Source organism: Nitratidesulfovibrio termitidis HI1, assembly GCF_000504305.1.
In the GTDB taxonomy this organism is placed as follows: domain Bacteria; phylum Desulfobacterota; class Desulfovibrionia; order Desulfovibrionales; family Desulfovibrionaceae; genus Cupidesulfovibrio; species Cupidesulfovibrio termitidis.
This window is the reverse complement of record NZ_KI632512.1, coordinates 42,282-63,011: the sequence shown is the minus strand read 5'-3', so window position 1 is coordinate 63,011 and position 20,730 is coordinate 42,282. Positions and strand designations below refer to the sequence as shown.

Here is a 20,730-nt window from a genome sequence, read left to right as displayed (position 1 = left end):
AATGTCCTCCCGGCTACTTCACGCCGGACACCCGCTTCACCCCGGCCACGAAGTTGGCCAGCGTGTCGGAGATGGCGCCCCTTTCCAGCCGCACGTCGATAAGCTGGAAACGCCCGCGCTCCGTGGTGGCCGCAGCGAAGGCCGCCGCCAGTTCGCGCCGGGTGGTCACGCGGTGGCCGCGCCCGCCCAGTGCATCGGCAAAGGCGGCGAAGTCCAGGGTGTTGATGGCGCTGTACGAGGTTTCCGGCTGGAACACCCGCAACATCTCCCACGAGGCGTTGTTGAACACCATCACCACCGGGTCGATGCCGAGCCGCGTGCAGTTGCCAAGCTCCATGCCGGTCATCTGAAAGGCCCCGTCGCCCACCAGGGTCAGCGAACGCTGGCCGGTGGTGATCTGCAAACCCATGCCCGCAGGCACGCCAAAGCCCATGCTGGCGTAGTACCCCGGCCCCACCATGGGCACGGGACGCACCGACAGCGCGGTGAACAGGCAATCGCCTATGTCGCAGGCCAGCGGCCAGGGATGCCCGCCAAACGGCCACGGGAACGGGTCAGGCCCGGCGCTGGCGGTGGCAACGGGGCCGCGCCCCGCCGCCACGCCGTCATAAAAGTCGTTGAGCAGCACGGCGATGTCGTCGGGCGTCACCGGGGCATCGTCCGCCACAAAGCCGCGCCTGTACACCACGTTACGGCCAAGCGCCCCGGCGTCGCCGTCCAGACCTGCCGGAACGGCACAGGCCTGCGCGCCTTCAGGAAGGGCCGCCAGCAGCGCATCCACCAGTCTTTCCAGCGGAATGTCGTGATAGGTATGGAAGCCCATGCGCACCTGGCGGTCCTCGGCGTGCATCAGGCGGCGGTGGTCGATAAGGCTGGACGACACCCCGAAGTTGGTGTCGGACATGATCACTCCCAACAGCAACAAGCCGTCGGAGCCTTCCACCGCACCGGTAATGGCAGCGTCCCCAGCCACGCCCATGTAGGTGCCCTGCAGGCAGGCCTTGCCCGCCAGCAACCCGCGCCCCATGAAGCTGGTGACCACGGGCACGCCCAGCCGGTCGGCCAGTTCGGCCACGCGGTCCTCAAGGCCGTAACGGCGCACCTCCACCCCCACCATCAGCACCGGGCGGCTGGCGGCGCGCAGCCGGGCCAGCACTTCCGCCGCGCAGGCAGCCACCGCCTCTTCGTCGCAGGGAGTGGCCATGTGCGGGGCCACCGGCCCGCAGGCCACGGCGGGCATGTCGCGCGGAATTTCCAGGTACACCGGGCGCGAGTGCTCCAGGCAGTTGCGCAGCACCCGCTCGATGATGGCGGGCGCGGTGGCCGGGTCGTCCAGAATGCCCTGGTCGCAGGTGACTTCCTGATACATGCGGAACTGCGAACCCACGGTCTTCACCTGATGGTGCAGCAAAAGACCGCGCGCCCGCTCTGCCGTGCCCGGCGCGCCGGAAATGACCACCAGCGGCGACTTTTCCGCAAAGGCCTGGGCCACGGCGTTCAGCATGTTGATGGCCCCGGCCCCGTAGGTGACGGCGGCAACGCTGAGCCCCCGGCGGATGCGCGCGGCGGCGTCGGCGGCAAAACCCAGGCCCGGCTCGTGGGTCAGGGTGACCAGTGGCAGGATGCCGGTCTGCTCGATGATCTTGAAATAGGGCAGCGCGAAATCGCCGGGAATACCCCAGACCTCGCGCGCGCCGCGTTCCTTCAGGGCGTGCAGCAGTGCTTCGGTAATATTCATGCGTGTCTCCCGGTCCGGGTGCCGTACAGGGGCATGCCGGATATTGCGATGCCGCCCCCGGTGGTTGCGGGATGCGGGCGATGTGTGAGCAGATAGGAAACGGGCGATCACTGGTACGTTACGCGCGTCCGCAGGCTGCATACCGCGACCGCCTACGGACGGCAACGCCCCCCTCCCCCTGTCACCCTGTCACCCTGTCACCCTGTCACGCGAGCGTCTAGCCATCCAGTCACCCCGTCGAGCAGGACAGCCCGATCAATAGTTCACCACCCCGCCCAGTCACGCAACAAGGCGCACCCGTGACCGCATGGGTTTCCCGAAAACGCTGGGGTAGGGTTTCCGACGCAAGGCGCAGCCGCCGCAGGCCATCACCGGACGGCAGGCAACAGTATCGCCTCCACACCCCGATTACCAAGGGAGAACCACCATGACACTGCGCAGTCGCTGCCTTCCGTCGCTCCTGACGCTCTCTGCCGCCCTGCTGCTGGCCCTGTCCTGCATCCTGCCCGCCGCACCGCACTCGGCCCAGGCAGCGCAGGACCCAGTGGAACTGCACATGTACGCGGGCGCGGGGCTGCGCGTGCCCGCCGAAGCAGTCCTGCGCACCTTCGAGCAGCGCACCGGCGTGAAGGTGGTGGTGGAATACGGCGGCATGGGCCAGTTGCTCACCCGGTTCAACGCCACGGGCACGGGCGACGTGTTCCTTTCCGGCGGCGAGCAGTACGTGCGCGAACTGGCCACGGCGGGCAAGGTGCTGACCGAGCACAAGCTGGTGCTGCACACCCCGGTCATGGCCGTGCGCAAGGACAAGGCGGCGGGCATCGCCACGCTGGCGGACCTGGCCGCCAGCAACCTGCGCATCGCCATGGGCGACCCGCAGGCCATCGCCCTTGGCAAGAGCGGCGAAAAGCTGCTGGACGCCAGCGGCCACGGCGAGGCGCTGCGCAGCAAGGTGACCGTGCGCGGCACGACCATCAAGCAGGTGCTGCTGTACCTGACCAACGGCGATGTGGACGCCGCCGTCATTGGCAGGTCCGACGCCGTGGCCAACGCGGCCTCGCTGGTCATCCTGCCCACGCCGCAGGGCACGCCGCAGGAAATCAGCGTGATCGCCGCGCTGTCCACCAGCGCACATCCCGAACTGGCGAAAAAGCTGGCCGCGTTCTTCGCGGAACCGGAAAGCATCAAGATGTTCGTGGATCACGGGTTCCTGCCGCTTCCCACAAAGTAGCCCGCCGTCATGGCGAAAACAGCGCTCATCCCGCTGGGGCTGCTGCTGGCGGTGGTGCTGGGGTCCATTGCGGCCCTGCTGGCGCGGCTGGACGCGCCCACCGTGGCGGGCATCCTGACCGACCCGGAAATTCGCTTCGCCATCGTCATGTCCATGTGCACGGCGCTGACCTCGCTGCTGCTGGCCGTGTGCATTGCCGTACCCGCCGCGTGGGCGCTGACGCGCGGCGCCGTTTGCTCCATCGGGGGCGGGCGTCTGCCGTACCGGCTGGCGAACCTGGCGCTGGACCTGCCCATGGTCACCCCGCCGCTGGTCACGGGCATGGGCCTGCTGTTGCTGCTGGGCCAGACCGGGCCGGTGGGAGCGGCATTTCCGGCGCTTGCCCGCAACCTGTTCTCGCCGCTGGGGGTCATCATCGCCCAGACCTACGTGGCCTGCGCCATTCTGGTGCGCAGCGCGGCGTCGGCCCTTTCCGCCGTGGACCGGGAATACGTGCATGCGGCGCACGGACTGGGCCTTTCACCGTGGAAGGCCTTTGTGCTGGTGGAAATTCCCCTGTGCTGGCGACCGCTGACCGGCGGCTGCATCCTGGCCCTGTCGCGCGCCCTTGGCGAGTTCGGGGCCACGCTGATGCTGGCCGGGGCCACCCGCCTGAAGACGGAAACCCTGCCCATGGCGGTATTCCTGAACATCGCCAGCGGCGACTTCACCAAGGCCATCGCCTGCGCCGCGCTGCTCATCGTCATTGCCTGCGTGCTGCTGCTGGCCCTGCATGCGGTGCAGGGGCGCGACCGGGCCACGGACGGAAGCGAAGAGAAGGACGGAAACAGGGGCGGAAGCGAGGACGCCAGCGGCACCACGAATACCGTCTTCATGCCGCCGAATGGAACGCTCGAGAGTCACGCCCCCCAGACGGACGTGATTGCAACGTCAACGCCCCTTCCCACAACGCACGCTCCGAAAGTGCCCCTGCTGCGGCTGACCGACATCTCCGGCGGCCTGCTACGCGACGTCTCGCTGGACATTCCTGACGGGGCGTGCCTGGGCGTGGGCGGCCCTTCCGGCAGCGGCAAGACCACCTTGCTGCGCATCATCGCGGGCACCCTGCCCCACGGCGGACGAACGGAATACGCGGGCCGCGACATCACCGGACTGCCCCCGTGGCAACGGCCCTTTCGCCGTCTGGACCAACGGCTGTACCTGTTCCCCTACCTGACGGTAGACGGCAACCTGCGCCTTGCCCAGTACGCGGCGGGGCAGCCCGACGCCCCGGCGCGCCGGGTCGGGGTGCTGGACCGCATGGGGATAGCGCACCTGGCGGGCCGCCTGCCCCGGCAGATATCCGGCGGCGAGCAGCAGCGGGCGGCGCTGGCGCGGGCCGTGGTGGGTGCCCCCCGCCTGCTCCTGCTGGACGAACCGTTCTCCAGCCTTGACTGGGAGTTGCGGGAACGGCTGTGGGACGTGCTGCGGGACATTCGCGCCGCCTACGGCGTGACCATGCTGTTGGTCTCGCACGAACCGCGTGAGCTGGACGCGCTGGCGGACGCGCGCATCACCCTGCGCGGCGGCAGACTGGCGGACTGACGCATCCCCCCACCCGCGAAAAAAATCGGGGGCCTGCCAACCTGCGGCAAGCCCCCGTGTGTTTTACCTATCCAACAACTTTCAGCGGTTCTGTCGCGCCCTGAAGGCCTACGCCCGGACAGTGCGTCATTACCGCCCCAGCGCGCGGGCCACCCGTTCCGGCAGGCTGGCCAGGTCGGGGCACACGGCAAAGCCCGCGTCGCGCATGGCCTGCAACTTGCCATCCACCCCGCCGGTGGCCTCGTCCAGAATGGCCCCGGCGTGGCCCATGCGGCGGCCCGGAGGGGCCGTGCGCGCGGCGATGAAGCCCAGCACCGGCTTGGCGAAGCCGGTGGCGGTTACCCAGCGGGCCAGGTCCTCTTCCGCCGTGCCGCCCACCTCGCCCAGCACCAGCACCGCCTCGGTGGCGTCGTCGTCGCGGATGCATTCGAACAGCGCAATGAAGTCGCTGCCGATGAACGAATCGCCCCCCACCCCGGCGCAGAACGACTGGCCGATGCCCGCCGCAGAAAGCCGGGCCGCCGCCTCGTAGGTCAGCGTACCCGAGCGCGAGAAGATGGCCACCGGCCCCGGCGTGAACACGTAGCCCGGCATGATGCCGATCTTGGTGGCCCCCGGCACGATGATGCCCGGCGTGTTGGGGCCGATGACCCGCGTGGGCGACGGCGGCACGTTCTTCAGCGCGGAAAGCATGGCCCGCTGCGGGATGCCCTCGGTAATGCACACCGCCCAGGGAATTTCCTCTGCCGCAGCTTCCATGACCGCATCGGGCGCGAAGGGCGCGGGCACGAAGATGATGGAGGCATCGATGCGGTGGTGCCTGCACGCCTCGTGCACCGAATCGTACACCGGCACGCCCAGCACGCTCTGCCCACCCTTGAACGGGGTAACCCCGGCCACGATGCGCGTGCCGTATTCCTGCATCAGCTGCACGTGGCGCTGGGCCACCTTGCCGGTGATGCCCTGCACCAGCACCTGGGTATCCGGCCCCAGCCACGGCACGCCGCGCCTGCCGGAACGCCGGTAGCCCTTGCGGACGGCGGGCGACAGCGGCCACGCCTCGTCGGTGAGGGGGTACGCTACGGGCGGCACGGCAGGGGCCGTGCCCGCAGCACGATTGGCCTCGTTGATCCGGCGCAGGGCGTCCAGCGCGTCGGCAACTTCATCGGCAATGATCACGTCCGGATGTGCGAAGGCCCGCAGCAGTGCGCGGCCTTCCGCCGATTCGTGCCCGGCCATGCGCACCACCACAGGCTGGGCGGCGCGTTCCGTACCCAGCGCCTCCATCAGCGCGCGGGCCACCCCGGCGCAGGAAACGATGCCCCCGAACAGGTTGATGAACACCGCCCGCACCTGCGGATTGGCAAACAGCAGATCCAGCGCCCGGCGCATGCGCGCGCCATCCGCCGCGCCGCCAAGGTCCATGAAGTTGGCGGCGGGCAGGCCGGAAAAGTTCAGCAGGTCCATGGTGGCCATGGCAAGGCCCGCGCCATTGACCAGCAGGCCCACCCAGCCGGAAAGGCCCACGTAGCTCAGCCCGGCATCACGCGCGGCGTTTTCCTCCGCGCCCTGATGCTCCGGCGTGTAGTAGCCCTGCAAGTCTGGCCGCAGGTCCACCACGTTGTCATCCAGTTCCACCTTGCCGTCCAGGGCCACCCACTGCCCGGCCCCGGTGAACACCAGCGGGTTGATTTCCGCCAGTAGCAGGCCGTCGTCGCGCACGGCGCGGAAAAGGCGCTCGGCCAACTCGCGAAAGCCTGCCCAGCCTGCCGGGTCCGCCCCCAGTTCGAAGAACGCAGCCCGCAGATGGTGTTCGCGCAGGCCCGCGTCCAGCGGTACCCGCTGCACCAGCGGCTTGCGGGCATCCGCCGTGGCCTCCACCTCCATGCCGCCCCGGTGGCTGGTGGTCAGCAGCATCTCGCGCCGCTGGCGCGAAAGCATGAACGACAGGTAGCATTCCTTGCGGATGTCCGTGGCCGGTTCCACCCGCACGAAGGGCACGGCGTGGCCCTTGATGGTCATGCCCAGGATGGTCCGCGCGGTGGCGCGCAACGCATCGGAGGTGTCGGCCCGCAGCACGCCGCCCGCCTTGCCGCGCCCGCCGGTAAGCACCTGGGCCTTGACGTACCAGGGGCCGGGAAACGGCGGCGCATACGCGTCCACGTCTTCCGGCCCCAGACAATCCCCGGCGGGGACGGCAATCCCCGCCGCGGCGAACAGCTTCTTGCTCTGGTGTTCGTTCAGGAACATCCGTCCCCCTGCGTGCGGCGTGCGGTGCGCGGGCCGCCAGCTGCCGGGGACGCCGCGCGCCCCGGTCCGGCCCGTGTCGGCCCTGCCTGGGGCGCATCGCGCTGCCGTTGCCGATGGCTGCGCCGCTCCGGGTCATCCGACGAGGTGAGTCGCCCCAACATGCCGGAAACAGACGCGCAAGGGAATGGGGGCGGCGTGTTTTTCCGCCCCCTTGAATGCACAATCCGGGGATTGGCTACAGCCCGGTGTCCTCGTTGATCAGGACGACATGAATGCGCTTGGCCGGGAAGGCCTTTTCCGTGATGGTCCAGACGTTACAGATACGATCGGGGCTCTTGCAATCCATGCACTCCGCCACCTTGGTGCACGGGGTCTTCTTGGCAAGGCGGATGGCGTTGGTGGGCGCGGAGAATTCCTTGATGCGGCGCATGCCGTCTTCCACGCTGTCCACCACCTTGTTGCGGCCCACGAACAGCACAACCTTCCTGGGGCCGAAGTTGATGCCGCCCACCCGGTTGCCGATCATGTCCAGGTTCACCAGCTTGCCGTCCACGGTAAGGGCGTTGGTGCTGGACAGGAACAGGTCCACCAGCAGGGCCTGACGGCGCAGTTCGTACATTTCCGCCGCGGGCAGCTTGTAGTTCATGGTGTCCAGCAGTTCGATGGAATCCATGGAGCGCAGGGCCTCGGGCACCCCGCTCTTGCCCACGCTCATGGAGCCGCCGAAGGACACGGACTTCGCGCCCGATGCGGGCAGGATGTCTTGCAGAAAGATGCGGGCCGCGTCGGCCAGGTTTTCGGCCATGGACACCTCGAAGTTGTTGGCTTCAAGGGCTTCCTTGGTGGTGGCAAGGCGGATGGTCCAGAAGGTGTCTACCGGATTCGCAGGCGGGGTGGCGGTCTTGCTCATGGCGTGTCTCTCTTTGAATGGATTAAGCAACATTGGACGCGCGCAAGATGCTTGTGGCGCGCGACCTGCGCAAACTAGGATTTTTTCCCGCTGGCAAGGAAAACAAGCCTGCCATGAGGGAGTATACTCTTATCGTATTCGACCGATATGGCAGGCGAAGTTTGACGCATCCAGCGGGGAAAAGGACAGTTTGCGGGCATAACGCTAAAACCCGTAACGCGTGTATCTCTTTGCTTTTCTATCAATGCACTGCACGTAGCGGTAATTGCCCTTCAGGTGGGCCTCCTCCAGCAGGCGACGGCCAATGCCCGCGCACCTGTCGCAGGCGCTGATGGGAATCTCGATGCCCACGCTGAGCGGGTTCACCGTGGACCACGTCTCTATCTTCACCGTGCCCGAACAGTCCGGGCACAGCAGCACCGACTCCACCTGGCTCTCGCTGATGGAGTCGGTATCGTAGTAGATATCCTTGGTGCGCACCCACCAGTCGCCGGAGCGTTCGCCCTGCTTGGGCAGGGCCGGGGGCTTGCGCCACACCTTCAGCATCTCGTCGCACAGCCGCTCGATGTACGCGCTCACCTGGTCCGACTGGGCGATGGCCGCCGGATCGAATTCCGGCTCGCGCACCCCGTCGAAATCCAGCCCGGCCATGGCCAGGCAGATGCCCAGATTGACGTACGGCAATGCGCCCTGAATGGCGTAGCCGCCTTCCAGCACGGCGATGTCGGGGTTCAGCCGCCTGTTCAGCATGGCGTAGCCCCGGGCCGAGAAGTTCATGTTGGTGATGGGGTCGGAAAAGTGGTTGTCCTGCCCGGCGGAATTGATGATCAGGTCGGGCTTGAAGTCTTCCAGCACCGGCAGCACCAGGTTGTCGATGACGTGCAGGAAGCCCTTGTCGGAGGTGCCGGGCGGCAACGGAATGTTCAGGGTGCGGCCCATGGCGTTGGGGCCGCCCAGTTCGTGCGGAAAGCCGGTGCCGGGGTACAGGGTACGGCCATCCTGATGCAGCGAGATGAACAGGGTGTCGCGGTCGTTCCAGTAGATGTCCTGCGTGCCGTCGCCGTGGTGGCAGTCGGTGTCCACGATGGCCACGCGCAACGGGCCGTAGTGCTCGCGGATGTGTTCGAGCATCACGGCTTCGATGTTGATGTTGCAGAACCCCCGGTTGCCGTGCACCACCTTCATGGCGTGGTGACCCGGCGGACGCACCAGCGCGAAGGCCTTTTCCTCCTCCTTCTCCATCACCAGTCGCCCGGCGGTGATGGCCCCCCCGGCGGAGATGAGGTGCGACTTGGTGCACACGCTCTCCACGCCGGGAATGCAGAAGTGCACGCGCTCCACGTCTTCGCGGGTGGCGATTTCCGGCTTGTACTCGGTGATGCCCGCGATATCGAACAGCCCTTCCTCGCGCAGTTGGTCCTGCGTGTAGAGCAGCCGTTCCTCGCGTTCCGGATGGGTGGCGCTGATGGCCCAGTCGAAGGCCGGAAAGAAGATGATGCCCAGCCGGTTCTTTGCTTCCAGCATGGGAATGTCCTTCGCGGGGCTTGCCCGCAGTTAGACGTGCGCCGGAGCGGTTGCCGGAGAGGCCGCCAGGACGGACCGCACGGCGCGCATGACGTCCTCGAACACCTCGTCGGGCGTGCGGGTGGCATCCACCACCCGGAACCGCGCCGGATGCAGCGCGGCCCACGTCAGATAGCCTTCGCGCACCCGGGCGTGAAAGGCAAGGTGCTCCGCCTCGAACCGCCCTTCGGAAACGCTGGTGCCCTCGCGCAGGTTGCGCGACATGGCCCGGCGCAGGCCTTCTTCCGGCGGCAGGTCGAACACCAGGGTCAGGTCGGGCCACAGTCCGCCCACGGCCATGTCGTTCAGTTCGCGCAGCCGTTCCGGGTCCAGCCCGCGCCCGTAGCCCTGATAGACCACGGTGGAGTCGGCGTAGCGGTCGGACAGCACCACCACGCCTTCGGCCAGGGCCGGGCGGATCACCTGCCCCACGTGCTGGGCACGGTCGGCCAGGTACAGGAACAGCTCCGCCTCGGACACGATGTCGTCATTGGCAAGGTCCAGCAGGATGGAGCGCAGCGTGCGCCCCAGACGGCTGCCGCCCGGCTCGCGCGTCAGCAGCACTCCGTGCCCTTCGTCCAGCAGCGCCTGCTGCACGCGGTTCAAGGCCGTGCTCTTGCCGGAGCCTTCCATTCCTTCAAAGGTGATGAACATTGCGGGTTCCTGAAAAAAGGGCCTGCGGGTTGAGGGGCGGCAGGGCACTGCCGCCGTGGTCTACAGCAACGATGCCTGCACGCTCTGCGGCCCGGACTTGGCGGTGTCTTCCGCGCCGTCCGTGGCCGCCTTGCGGGTGGCGCCAGCGCCCTTGTGGGCGGGGCCATCCTTACGAACGGGGCGGGGTTCCTCGGGCGAACGGGCCGGGCGGTACAGAAAGCGCCCCAGCGTGGGCTGGAACGGCGTCCAGCCGGTGGCGTCTTCTTCGTAGTTGGCGAACAGCCCCCGGAACTGGGCCATCTTGGCGTCCAGATTGTCCGCGTAGTGCAGGGCCATGGCTTCCGCCGTCTTGGGTCGCCGGGGCGAACCGAATTCGTACTCGCCGTGGTGGCTGAGGATCAGGTGCTTGAAATGGGTCACCAGTTCCGGCGCAAGGCCGGACTTGCGCAGGTGCGGTTCGATGCGTTCCAGCCCGATGTGGATGTGCCCCAGCAGGCGGCCCTCGTCGGAATAGTCGTTGGCAAGACCGCCGGTAAGTTCCCACACCTTGCCGATGTCGTGGAACAGCGCCCCGGCCAGCAGGGCCTGGCGGTCCAGTTCCGGGTAATGGTCGGCAATGCGCAGGGCCAGCCCGGTAACGGACAGCATGTGCTCCACAAGGCCGCCCACGTAGGCGTGGTGCACCGACTTGGCGGCGGGCGCGGCCAGCAGGCGCGGGGCGATGTCCTCGTCGCGCAGCACGGCCAGCACGAACTTGCGCCACGGCGCGTGGGTGAATTCCGCCTTGCACAGGGCAATCAGTTCATCCAGCATTTCCTGCGCGGGGCGCGGGCTGGCGGGCAGGAACAGACCAAGGTCCAGCCCGGCCTGCTCGGTGTCGTCCAGCACGCGCAGACGACCAATGGTCACCTCGACCTTGTCGCGGTAGGTGCCGGAGCGGCCCTCCACGTCCACGATCTGCCCGGCGGCCAGGTCCGGATAGGCCTGGCTCTGGGGGCTCCAGATCTTGGCCTCCATGCTGCCGGTGGCGTCGCGCAGTTCCAGCCGCCAGAAGGGGCCGTTGCGCGACTGTTGCAGGGTGGCCGAACCGAGCAGGAACAGCCCGCTTACCTCATCGTTGGCGGCGATATCTCGTATGGTTTGTCTTTTTTCCATGTGCGTCGTAAGGAAGCGGCCATGCCCTTTGCCCCGGCGGCATTGAAAACACCGGGGACGCAGGCGGAAAAACGCCCGCGCGGGGACGGCCAATTTGCCGCAAGGTGCCTGCTTTTCGGCCACGTTGTCAATGCGCAGACATGCCGGACACGCGGCTGGTGCGCGCCCGCACGCTGTCAGCATGAAGCATGCCGGAGCATGCCAGAGCATGGCAGACAGCGATTTGTCGCAACGCACCCGTCGTGCAGCCGCCTTCGGGCCGCCGCCCTACCCGTGCAGGACGCACATCACGGCACCGAAACATCACGCAACAGCATCACGGGGCGGGCTGCATCATGCCGCCCCGGAAGAAAGGATACCCCATGATCATCGCCCTGACCAACGACGACGGCATCCAGGCCCCCGGCCTGCGCGCCATGTACAAGGCCCTGCTGGACGCCGGGCACGAGGTGCACGTGGTGGCCCCGGTCACCGAACAGTCCGCCGTGGGCCACGCCGTGACCATCAGTCTGCCCCTGCGGGTGAAGGAATTTCACGAAAACGGCTTTCGCGGGCGCGGTGTGTACGGCACCCCCACCGACTGCGTGAAGCTGGGCCTGTCGTGCCTGCTGGACAAGAAGCCCGACGTGGTGGTGTCCGGCATCAACGCCGGGGCCAACGTGGGGCCGGACATCCTGTACTCCGGCACGGTGTCCGCCGCCACCGAGGCGGCGCACATGGGCTACCCCGCCCTGGCCGTGTCCTACGACTCGTTCCGGCCCGCCGACCTTTCCGGCCAGGCCGCCCACGCCGCCGGGCTGCTGGCCACGCTGGACTGGCAGTCCCTGCCCGCCCGCTGCGTGGTGAACCTGAACTACCCCGCCCTGCCCATGACCGAGGTGAAGGGCGTGCGCGCCTGCCCCCAGACCCGCGCGGTGTGGAAGGACTGGTACGACCACCGGACGGACCCGCGCGGCGGCTCGTACTGGTGGCTGAACGGCGTCATTCCGCCGGAAACCGTGGCCCCCGGCACAGACCGCGCCCTGTTGACCGAAGGGTGGATCACCCTTACCCCGCTGCGCTTCGACTTCACCGACCACGCCGCCATGGACGTGCTGTCCAGGGTGCAGGGCGACGGGGCTGGCGGTAACGGGACCGGCAACGAGACGGGCAGCGGGGCTGGCGGCGGCGAGGCGTAAGCGGCCCCGCGCAGGGCCACTCCCCCTCTTTTGCTCCCTTTCGCGTGAAGGACGGGCCGCCTTGCGCGGCCCATCTTTATTTTTTTCACGGATTCGGGTATCTTTCCCGCGCCTTCGTCGAGAGGCCACCCCCGCCCCCTGCGCCATGGCATCATGCGCGGCTGCGTCTTTACGGACAGGCCCCGGACAGGTTCACGGACGGGCCTTCCGAAGGCAGCCCGGATCGCGCGCGCCACACCCGCAGGGCCCCTCCGGCGGGACGCGACCGACGAAATCATTTCCACCGCCGGACCAGCAGGCATCACGCCCGTCCGGCGCAGCAGGAGGAATCCATGCCGCTGACCGGTCCCAAGCAGATGTTCGAGCGGGCCTACAAGGAAGGGTACGCCATCGGCGCCTTCAACGTGAACAACATGGAAATCATCCAGGGCATCATGCAGGCGGCCGGTGAAGAAAAGGCCCCACTGATCCTTCAGGTTTCCGCCGGCGCCCGCAAGTACGCCGGGCAGAACTACATCGTGAAGCTCATCGAGGCGGCCCTGCTGGACACCGACCTGCCGGTGGTGCTGCACCTTGACCACGGCCAGGACTTCAACATCTGCAAGGACTGCATCGACGGCGGCTTCACCTCGGTCATGTACGACGGCTCGCATCTGCCGTACGAAGAGAACATCGCCGTCACGAAGCAGGTCGTCGAATACGCCCACGCGCGCGGCGTGTGGGTGGAAGCGGAACTGGGCCAGTTGGCGGGCGTGGAGGACGAAGTGTCCGCCGAACATTCGGTGTACACCGACCCCGACCAGGCCGTGGACTTCGTGAAGCGCACCGGCTGCGATTCGCTGGCCATCGCCATCGGCACCAGCCACGGGGCCTACAAATTCACGGGCGAGGCCAGGCTGGACTTCGCGCGGCTGGAAAAGATCACCAGCATGCTGCCCGGCTACCCGCTGGTGCTGCATGGCGCCTCCAGCGTGCCGCAGGAATTCGTGGACATGGCCAACACCTACGGCGGCAAGGTGGGCAGCGCCAAGGGCGTGCCCGAGGACCTGCTGCGCAAGGCGGCCACCTTCGGCGTGTGCAAGATCAACATCGACACCGACATCCGCCTGGCCATGACCGCCACCATCCGCAAGCATTTCATGGAAAAACCGGCTGACTTCGACCCGCGCGCGTACCTGAAGCCCGCGCGCGACGCCGTAAAGAACATGGTGCAGCACAAGATTCGCAACGTGCTGGGCTGCTCGAACAAGATCTAACCGTCTCAGGGGAACGGACTCATGATCAAGCTTGGGATGAACGGTTTCGGCCGCATTGGCCGCTACCTCGTCAGACTGCTGGCCGATACCGACGACCTTGGCGTGGTGGCCATCAATGCTCGCGCCGACAACGCCTCGCTGGCGCGCCTGTTCAAGTACGATTCGTGCCATGGCACCTTCCGGGGCGAAGTGGCCCACGACGACGCCGGGCTCATCGTCAACGGCCGCCGCATCACCGTCACCCGCGAACGCGCGGGCGACTGGAAGTGGAAGGACCTCGGCATCGACATCTCGGTGGAAACCACCGGCACCATCAAGGACCGCGCGGGCCTTGCGCAGCACCTGGCCTGCGGCGCGAAGAAGTCCGTCATCAGCGCCCCGGCCAAGGACGCCGACGTCACCGTGGTCATGGGCGTGAACCATGGCGACTACGACCCGGCGAAGCACGACGTGATCTCCGCCGCCTCGTGCACCACCAACTGTCTGGCTCCTGCCGCCAAGACCATCCACGAGGCATTCGGCATCAAGCACGGCCTGATGACCACGGTGCACTCGTACACCATGAGCCAGCGCATCCTGGACGGTTCGCACAAGGATCCGCGCCGCGCCCGTGCCGCCGCGCTGTCCATGATCCCCACCACCACCGGGGCGGCCAAGGCCACCACGCTGGTCATTCCCGCGCTGGCGGGCAAGCTGGACGGCATGGCCGTGCGCGTGCCCACCCCCAACGTGTCGCTGGTGGACCTGACCTGCGAACTGGAACGCCCCACCAGCGTGGCAGAGGTGAACGCCCTGCTGAAGGCCGCGGCCGAGGGTCCGCTGCTGGGCAACATGGGCTACACCGAAGAGCCGCTGGTGTCCGTGGACTACATGGGCTCCACTTACGGCGGCGTGGTGGACGCGCTGTGCACCAGCGTGATCGGCGGCACCATGCTGAAGCTGATCATCTGGTACGACAACGAAGCGGGCTTCACCAACCAGTTGGTGCGGCTGCTGCGCATGGTCGGCAAGGACCTGTAGGCCTGACGCAAAATTGTCCTTTTGCCCGCTGGCGTCCGACCCGAAGGGCGCGAAGCGTGGCCGTTGGGCGAGCTTGCGAGCCCTACGGACATCGTGCGCAACGCGGTCAAACTTCGCCTGCCATGTCGGTCGAATACGATAAGAGTATACTCCCTCATGGCAGGCTCGTTTTCCTCGCCAGCGAACAAAAATCCTAATTTTGCGAGCAGCCCTTAGGCTGCTGCCAGCAGCGTGAATAAAAGCGGCGTCCATCCTTCAGGGGATGGACGCCGCTCTCTTTTCGGATGCCGGAAACAAATACCCGGTCAGCACTCCACAACGCTGACCGCAAGCCCGCCGGAGGACGTTTCCTTGAACTTGGCGTTCATGTCGCGCCCTATCTCGGCCATGGCCGCGATGACGCTGTCCAGGGTCACCCGGTGGTGGCGCGGGTCTTCGCAGGTGGCCAGCAGGCAGGCGTTGTAGGCCTTCACCGCGCCCACGGCGTTGCGTTCGATGCAGGGAATCTGCACGTAGCCGCCCACCGGGTCGCAGGTCAGCCCCAGGTGGTGTTCCAGGGCGATTTCCGCCGCGTTCTCCACCACGTGCACCGGGTTGCCGCGCGCGTGGGCCAGCATGGCGGCGGCCATGGCGGACGCCACGCCCACCTCGCCCTGGCAGCCAACCTCTGCCCCGGCAATGCCCGCGTTGTGCTTGGCCAGAAAGCCCACCGCCGCCGATGCCAGCACCCCCTCGCGCACGGCCCGGTCGCCGATGGCAAGGTCGTGGCGCATGGCATAGAGCAGCGCGGGCATCACCCCTGCCGCGCCGCAGGTGGGCGCGGTGACGATGACCCCGCCCGACGCGTTCTCTTCGGCGGCGGCAAAGGCGTAGGCGTTCAGCCGCCCCAGAAAGGCGTCCACCTCGTTGGGCAGGCGCTCGGCGCGCATCAGCAACACGCGGGCCTTGCGGTGCACCCCCAGGGTGCCCGGCAACGGGCCCCCGTCCTCTATGCCGCGCCGCACGCTGGCCTCCATCAGTTCGATGATGGCGGCAAGCCGGTCCAGAATGGCGGCGCGGCCCACGCCGGTGACCGCCATTTCGTTTTCCAGGATCAGTTCGTGGATGGTCAGCCCGGTTTCCACCAGCCGCGCGCGCAGTTGCGCCATGCTGCGGTAAGGGTGCGCGGGCCTGCCGCGTTCTTCGGGCTGCCAGCCCTTCCACTGGATGAACCCGCCGCCCACGGAATAGTATTCGCGCTCGCACAGCACCGCGCCGTGCGCGTCCAGCAGTTCCATGACCAGCGTGTTGCTGAAGGGATGGGCATGCTGCACCGCGTCGCGCCGCACCGTGCCTTCGGCAAGCACCAGAGCCGCCGGGCCCAGGCGCAGGGTGCGTTCCCCTTCCGGCAGCGCGGGCAAGGATTCCAGCAGCCCCGGCGGGCAGGTGGCGGGCCGGTGGCCCAGCAGTCCGGCCAGCACCGCGCCGGTGGTGCCGTGGCCCATGCCGGTGGCGCTCAGCGATCCGAACAGGCGCACCCGGATGTCCGCCGCGCGCGCCAGCATCTCTGGCGGCAGGGCCGCGCACAGGGTGCGGAAGTCGTGCCCGGCCTTCATGGGGCCGATTGTATGGGAACTGGACGGACCGGGACCGGCCTCGAACATGTCGAACAGCGACGTTTCTATGGTGGCGACCAGGGGTTGCATTCCTACTCCCGGCTGTCGTGAAAGAAGGCGCTCCATTCCAGCGCACCCGCATAGGCCACGGCCAGGTCCGCCTGGGTAAGGCCCATGGCCGCACCGCTGGCCAGCACATCATCCCAGCGGCCCCGTTCGTAATGTTCCATCAACTCCAGCCACGGCGCATAGGGGCCGGTGTGCGTGGCAAGGGCCTCGGTCAGGTCGTCCACCAGCGGCAGGGAACGCAGCAGTTCCGCCAGCGGCAGGCACAACAGGGGTTCCAGCAGCGAGAACAGCCCGAGCATGAACAGCGCCCCCGATTGCGGAACGGGCTGGGCCTGTCCCGGGCCCAACGCCCCTGCTCCTGCTTGTCCCGCCCGCAACAGGGCCCGGGTCGCACACAGTTCCAGAAACTTGGCGCGCAGGGCGGAAACGGCGATGAGTTCGCGCGCCATGGGCCCGGTATCGAATTCGGAAAGCACGGTGACGCACAACCATTGCACCAGGTTGCGCGTGCCCAGCAGCGAGATGCCGTGCTGGATGGACGTGACCTTGACCGGCAGCCCGAAGTGCACGGAATTGATGTAGCGCAGCAGCTTGTACGAAAGGGCCGCGTCAGACCGGATCACCTCGGCGGCGGCCTTGATGTTCACGTCCTCGCGGGCCAGCGTGGCCAACAGGCGCATCTTGGCCGCCTGCGAACTGTCCAGCCGCCTGCCGTGCACCAGTTCCGGCCTGCTGAAAAAGAATCCCTGGAACAGCGAAAAGCCCAGGGCCTCGCACTGCCTGTGCGTGGCAAGGTCTTCCACCTTTTCCGCCAGCATCAGACACTGGCGGGGGCGCAGGGCGGCCACGTCACGGGCCAGGTCCGCCAACGGACGGCCCAGCACGTCGACCTTGACGATGTCCGCGATATCCAGCAGCGCGTCCATGTCGGGCTGGCCCGCGTAGTCGTCCACCACGATCAGGTAGCCCTCTGCCTTGAGGTCGGAAAGAACCTGCTGCATGGCCTCGGTGGCGGACACCGTTTCCAGCACCTCCACCCCGCACACGTCGGCGGGCAGAATGCGCGGCGTGCCCGCCAGCAGCATGTCCTCGGCGAAATTCACCAGCAGGCGCTGGCCCTGCCCAAGGGCCGGACGGGTCATGGCGAAGCCGTCGGCGATGACCGACGCGGTGGCCACGCTGGCGTCCACGTCACTGCCGCAATGTTCGGGGGAATCGGGACAGCGGAACAGCAGTTCATAGCCCCACACCTCTCCCGAGGCGTCGAACACCGGCTGTCGGGCCACCAGCAGCGCCGGGCCGCAGGGCGTGCCCTCCTGCACGGATGGCGAGGCTCCCTGCGCGGAGGTGCCGCGCGGCACGTCGGACGCCGACGTTCCCGCCACTTGTCCGCTTGCCGCCGACGGAGCGCGGGAAGACTGGTCGCCTTCCTCCGCAAGGCCGAGCAAAGACCGCATGCGCCTGAGCATGTGCGAAATCCCTTCCCCCCGCTGTTCCCACAACCCCGCGCCAGCGGCACGGACACCCCGTGGACCTCCGCAAGGTCGTGGCGGACTGTATGCGGTATGCCGTACCTCGGTCAACACGGCGATACAGCCGGACAGGCATGGGGAAAAACCGAAGGATGGCGGCTCAGCGCCGCCCGCCGCGCCCCTTGCCGGAGGCGGCACGGAAAGGCTTTGGGGCGGGGGACGGGTCGTCTCCGCCGCGAACCTCACCGGGGTCCAGACGCAGGGAGCCTTCCAGCGCCGCATCGGGTTCCACGGAAAGGGACCGGGCAACCGCGTCGACCCGCACCGCACCGGGAGCGGCACCCTTCACGGCGCGCACGTCACGCACCAGGGCCACCATGATCCGGGCATGAGCGGCGTTGCGCTGCCAGCTTTTCACCGCCACCAGCGTGGCGGCCTCGGCCAGGGTGCGTTCCGGCACCTGGTGCGCCGGGTGGTCGCGCCGGATGATCAGGTGCGCGCTGGGGCCGTCCTCGGCATGCAGCCACCAGTCGAAGGGCGAGGCAATGCGCAGCAGTTCCGCGTTGCCTGCGGCGCACCGCCCCCGCAGCAGCAGAAAGCCGTCGGAACTGCGAAAGCGCTGCACGTCGCTGCCGGTTCCGGCGTCGCGGGGGTGCCTGCGGGAACCGGAGGTGGACTTGTCGGCCTTGCCCTTCTTGCCGCCGGGGCCAGGAAGGCCAGGCGCGGGCGCGAAACGGGACTGCACCGGAGGCAGCCCGCCACCGGGGGGCATGGCTGCGGCCTGCTCGGCGGTCGCCAGGTCGCGGGCAACGTCCGCCCGGCGGCGCTTTAGGATGGCAAGGCCGCGTGCCCCCCGGTCGGACCGGTGGAACATGGCGGCCATGTTCTCGCGCACGGTCAGCAGCGGGTCGAGCCGAATGGTGCGCAAGGCACAGCTGGAGTCCTCGTCGTGGCCACCCGCCGAGGGCGATGTCCCGCCATCCATCTCCTTCCCCCCTGCCGTCTCGGACAAGTTCCCGTCGGGCACCGTCACCTCCGGCAGGCGGGCATCCGGTGCGTATCGATAGAGCACCGCTTGCAGGGCCATGCCATCGGCCCGCTGGTCCAGCAGGCCACGCAGACGGCGCTCCTCGTCGTCCAGTTTGGCCAGCAGGCGGCGCAGCCGCTTGGCTTCCGTCTTGAACGGGGTTGCGGCCTCCGTGCGCGCGGTATCGGCAAGGCCGGTGAACGCGGCGGCTTCGCCCAGAATGGCGGCTCCATCCAGCGCGGATTCGTGCACTTCCTCCGTCCGGTTGCCGCGCAGGGATGCGGGCAGAGGCCAGGCGGAAAGCTCGTCGGGTTCGCCCGGCCCGTCGGCCCCGTCGCCCCCGTCTGGCGATTCGTTGGCCTGGCGGTACAGGAAGACGTCGCCCTCGCCGGAATCCAGGTCCACCAGCAAGGCGCAGGCGTCAAGCATGCCGTCTTCCGGGGCGTTGGCGAATGCATCGGAGAAGGGAGCCGGGGAGTTGTCGGGGGGGGTGCAAGGCTGCCCATCGCCCACGAGCGCGGTCAGGGTGCGCCGCAGGGCCGGGGTGAGCACCGGGTCGGCCCCGGTGGCGGCACCGTCGCACAACGCACGCAGGGCCGCCCGCAGCGCGTCCGGCTGCGAAGGAGGCGGCAATTGCGGCCAGACAGGGTCCATACCGAAATCGTGGGGCAACGCATCCACGAGGTGCATGCCCTCGCGCAGGTCCAGCAGCACCAGGGCGCCCTGCCCGTCCGCCAGCCCGCTCGTCTGCACATTCGTCGGGCCGCTCGTCTGTCCATTCACCGGGCCATTCACCGGGCCATTCGTCAGGCCATGCGCCAGGCCATTCGTCGGGCCAACTGGCGGCGCCATGCGCAGGGCCAGCCTGCGCCGGGGCCAGTCGCACCCGGCCCAGACCACGCGGCGCCCTGCCAGATGCTTGCGCAGCAGCATGACCTGGGCGTCGGGCCGGGCAGGATTGGGCGGCTTGTGCGCGGCCAGGTACAGCAACGGCGCGCGGCGACCGTGGCGCAGCACCAGCACCTGTTTGCGCCCGGCGACGAAGATGGTGAGGGAGTGAATGTCCGGCGCGGGCGCGTGGATCTTTTCGATGCGGCACCCGGCCAGCAGCGGAACCAGCGCCCGGCAGACGCGGCGGAACAGATGGGCGTCCATCGTCGTTTCCCTGGTTACGTCGCCCGAGAACAGGCCCAGGCAGACCGACAACAGCCCCAGGCAACCCCGGACAGGCAGCGGATGCGCCTGTCGGCAGCCACAGGCGGCCAGCCCTGGGGCACGGCACAAAAAACGGCCCCTCATCCCGGAAGGGGTGAGGGGCCGTGGTGGGCTTTAATCGCCTCGGACGCGCTCGTCGTCTTCCTGCTTGCTCTTGCAGTTGATGCACAGCTTGGTCACGGGTCGCGCCTTCAGGCGCGGCACGCCGATGTCCTCGCCGCATTCGTCGCAGATGCCGAACGAGCCGTCCTCTATGCGGCCCAGCGCCGCCTGAATTTTCTTGATCAGCCGCCGCTCGCGGTCGCGGATGCGCAGGGTGAAGGCGCGGTCCGATTCCATGGTGGCGCGGTCCGCCGGATCGGCGAAGACCTCGTTGTTATCCGTCATGTCTTCCAGCGTGAGGTCGCCCTTTTGCGTGGCTTCTTCCAACATCTGGGTCAGCAATACGCGGAAGTACTCGATATCCTTCTGATCCATGGGAACCTCCTCGCGGTACGCAGCGCACCGCCGCCTGGCGGCACGCGTGCCGGGTGGGGCTGTCGCTTGCAAGGCAACTGCCATAAATCATCCGGCCGATAAAAGTAAAGGGGCGAGGACTGATTTCCGCTCGCGGAAACACGGACGGAGTGCGCGGAACGTTGGTGGGCGCCGACTGACGCCCCCCAAAGTCACGGATGGCGCGGAACGCAGGGATGCACCGGCGCAAGCCTTCTTCCTTGCGGCCAGAGGGGCCAGACTGGCGAGCCGGGACCGGGCGGGCGGAGCGACGGGGCAAGGACCAGGCTGGCCGGGACGGGCAAGAGCCGTCTCATT

Annotated in this window: 15 protein-coding genes; 5 read left to right on the top strand and 10 right to left on the bottom strand. The window is 67.9% G+C overall.

The window, feature by feature from the left end; all coding sequences use genetic code 11:
* Positions 1–13: 13 nt before the first annotated feature.
* Positions 14–1,738 (bottom strand): indolepyruvate/phenylpyruvate decarboxylase, encoded by a 1,725-nt coding sequence (ipdC, locus tag DESTE_RS00335; RefSeq protein ID WP_035063859.1) that lies wholly within the window; start codon positions 1,736–1,738, stop codon positions 14–16.
* A gap of 427 nt (positions 1,739–2,165) precedes the next feature.
* Between ipdC and modA the strand changes: the two genes are divergently transcribed.
* Positions 2,166–2,969, top strand: a complete 804-nt coding sequence (gene modA / locus DESTE_RS00330) for a molybdate ABC transporter substrate-binding protein (protein WP_084559289.1) — start codon at positions 2,166–2,168, stop codon at positions 2,967–2,969.
* Positions 2,970–2,978: 9 nt separating this feature from the next.
* The gene (locus tag DESTE_RS17370) at positions 2,979–4,553 is read left to right on the top strand and encodes an ABC transporter permease (protein ID WP_084559288.1); all 1,575 of its coding nucleotides are present in this window, start codon (positions 2,979–2,981) and stop codon (positions 4,551–4,553) included.
* Positions 4,554–4,682: 129 nt separating this feature from the next.
* On the opposite strand, the gene sucD is transcribed toward DESTE_RS17370, so the two are convergent.
* The 5 genes from sucD to DESTE_RS00300 form a co-directional block, all read right to left on the bottom strand.
* The gene (sucD, locus tag DESTE_RS00320) at positions 4,683–6,803 is read right to left on the bottom strand and encodes a succinate--CoA ligase subunit alpha (RefSeq protein WP_035063857.1); all 2,121 of its coding nucleotides are present in this window, start codon (positions 6,801–6,803) and stop codon (positions 4,683–4,685) included.
* 235 nt (positions 6,804–7,038) lie between these two features.
* On the bottom strand, positions 7,039–7,713 hold the full coding sequence (locus tag DESTE_RS00315; RefSeq protein ID WP_035063855.1) for a lactate utilization protein: 675 nt from the start codon (positions 7,711–7,713) through the stop codon (positions 7,039–7,041).
* A 204-nt stretch (positions 7,714–7,917) separates the two neighbouring features.
* The gene (locus tag DESTE_RS00310; protein ID WP_035063852.1) at positions 7,918–9,237 is read right to left on the bottom strand and encodes a histone deacetylase family protein; all 1,320 of its coding nucleotides are present in this window, start codon (positions 9,235–9,237) and stop codon (positions 7,918–7,920) included.
* A 30-nt stretch (positions 9,238–9,267) separates the two neighbouring features.
* Complete coding sequence (gene tmk, locus DESTE_RS00305; RefSeq protein WP_035063849.1) at positions 9,268–9,930, bottom strand: dTMP kinase; 663 nt, start codon at positions 9,928–9,930, stop codon at positions 9,268–9,270.
* A gap of 60 nt (positions 9,931–9,990) precedes the next feature.
* Complete coding sequence (locus tag DESTE_RS00300; RefSeq protein WP_035063846.1) at positions 9,991–11,085, bottom strand: 3'-5' exoribonuclease YhaM family protein; 1,095 nt, start codon at positions 11,083–11,085, stop codon at positions 9,991–9,993.
* Positions 11,086–11,447: 362 nt separating this feature from the next.
* On the opposite strand from DESTE_RS00300, the gene surE reads away from it, so the two are divergent.
* The 3 genes from surE (at position 11,448) to gap (ending at position 14,539) form a co-directional block, all read left to right on the top strand.
* Positions 11,448–12,263 (top strand): 5'/3'-nucleotidase SurE, encoded by an 816-nt coding sequence (gene surE, locus DESTE_RS00295; protein WP_035063843.1) that lies wholly within the window; start codon positions 11,448–11,450, stop codon positions 12,261–12,263.
* Between the two features lie 332 nt (positions 12,264–12,595).
* On the top strand, positions 12,596–13,519 hold the full coding sequence (gene fba, locus DESTE_RS00290) for a class II fructose-1,6-bisphosphate aldolase (protein ID WP_035063841.1): 924 nt from the start codon (positions 12,596–12,598) through the stop codon (positions 13,517–13,519).
* 21 nt (positions 13,520–13,540) lie between these two features.
* Complete coding sequence (gene gap, locus DESTE_RS00285; RefSeq protein WP_035063838.1) at positions 13,541–14,539, top strand: type I glyceraldehyde-3-phosphate dehydrogenase; 999 nt, start codon at positions 13,541–13,543, stop codon at positions 14,537–14,539.
* A gap of 305 nt (positions 14,540–14,844) precedes the next feature.
* Here gap and DESTE_RS00280 read toward each other — a convergent pair whose 3' ends face one another.
* The 4 genes from DESTE_RS00280 to dksA all read right to left on the bottom strand — a co-directional run bounded on the left by DESTE_RS00280 (position 14,845) and on the right by dksA (position 20,394).
* Positions 14,845–16,224 (bottom strand): L-serine ammonia-lyase, encoded by a 1,380-nt coding sequence (locus tag DESTE_RS00280; protein ID WP_035063835.1) that lies wholly within the window; start codon positions 16,222–16,224, stop codon positions 14,845–14,847.
* A 2-nt stretch (positions 16,225–16,226) separates the two neighbouring features.
* Positions 16,227–17,672: an EAL and HDOD domain-containing protein gene (locus DESTE_RS00275; RefSeq protein ID WP_084559287.1), complete on the bottom strand. Its 1,446-nt coding sequence runs from the start codon at positions 17,670–17,672 to the stop codon at positions 16,227–16,229.
* A gap of 163 nt (positions 17,673–17,835) precedes the next feature.
* The gene (locus DESTE_RS00270) at positions 17,836–19,857 is read right to left on the bottom strand and encodes an NFACT RNA binding domain-containing protein (protein ID WP_035063834.1); all 2,022 of its coding nucleotides are present in this window, start codon (positions 19,855–19,857) and stop codon (positions 17,836–17,838) included.
* A gap of 174 nt (positions 19,858–20,031) precedes the next feature.
* Entirely contained in the window at positions 20,032–20,394 is a 363-nt protein-coding gene (gene dksA, locus DESTE_RS00265; protein ID WP_035063833.1) for an RNA polymerase-binding protein DksA, read from the bottom strand.
* Between the last annotated feature and the right edge of the window lie 336 nt (positions 20,395–20,730).

Bases quoted from the DNA above. Each gene is read 5' to 3' on its own strand.
- DESTE_RS00275 (WP_084559287.1), bottom strand. From the start codon at position 17,672: ATGCTCAGGCGCATGCGGTCTTTGCTCGGCCTTGCGGAGGAAGGCGAC.
- DESTE_RS00315 (WP_035063855.1), bottom strand. From the start codon at position 7,713: ATGAGCAAGACCGCCACCCCGCCTGCGAATCCGGTAGACACCTTCTGG.
- sucD (WP_035063857.1), bottom strand. From the start codon at position 6,803: ATGTTCCTGAACGAACACCAGAGCAAGAAGCTGTTCGCCGCGGCGGGG.
- modA (WP_084559289.1), top strand. From the start codon at position 2,166: ATGACACTGCGCAGTCGCTGCCTTCCGTCGCTCCTGACGCTCTCTGCC.
- ipdC (WP_035063859.1), bottom strand. From the start codon at position 1,738: ATGAATATTACCGAAGCACTGCTGCACGCCCTGAAGGAACGCGGCGCG.
- DESTE_RS00300 (WP_035063846.1), bottom strand. From the start codon at position 11,085: ATGGAAAAAAGACAAACCATACGAGATATCGCCGCCAACGATGAGGTA.
- DESTE_RS00270 (WP_035063834.1), bottom strand. From the start codon at position 19,857: ATGGACGCCCATCTGTTCCGCCGCGTCTGCCGGGCGCTGGTTCCGCTG.
- DESTE_RS00280 (WP_035063835.1), bottom strand. From the start codon at position 16,224: ATGCAACCCCTGGTCGCCACCATAGAAACGTCGCTGTTCGACATGTTC.
- DESTE_RS00310 (WP_035063852.1), bottom strand. From the start codon at position 9,237: ATGCTGGAAGCAAAGAACCGGCTGGGCATCATCTTCTTTCCGGCCTTC.
- surE (WP_035063843.1), top strand. From the start codon at position 11,448: ATGATCATCGCCCTGACCAACGACGACGGCATCCAGGCCCCCGGCCTG.
- gap (WP_035063838.1), top strand. From the start codon at position 13,541: ATGATCAAGCTTGGGATGAACGGTTTCGGCCGCATTGGCCGCTACCTC.
- tmk (WP_035063849.1), bottom strand. From the start codon at position 9,930: ATGTTCATCACCTTTGAAGGAATGGAAGGCTCCGGCAAGAGCACGGCC.
- dksA (WP_035063833.1), bottom strand. From the start codon at position 20,394: ATGGATCAGAAGGATATCGAGTACTTCCGCGTATTGCTGACCCAGATG.
- fba (WP_035063841.1), top strand. From the start codon at position 12,596: ATGCCGCTGACCGGTCCCAAGCAGATGTTCGAGCGGGCCTACAAGGAA.
- DESTE_RS17370 (WP_084559288.1), top strand. From the start codon at position 2,979: ATGGCGAAAACAGCGCTCATCCCGCTGGGGCTGCTGCTGGCGGTGGTG.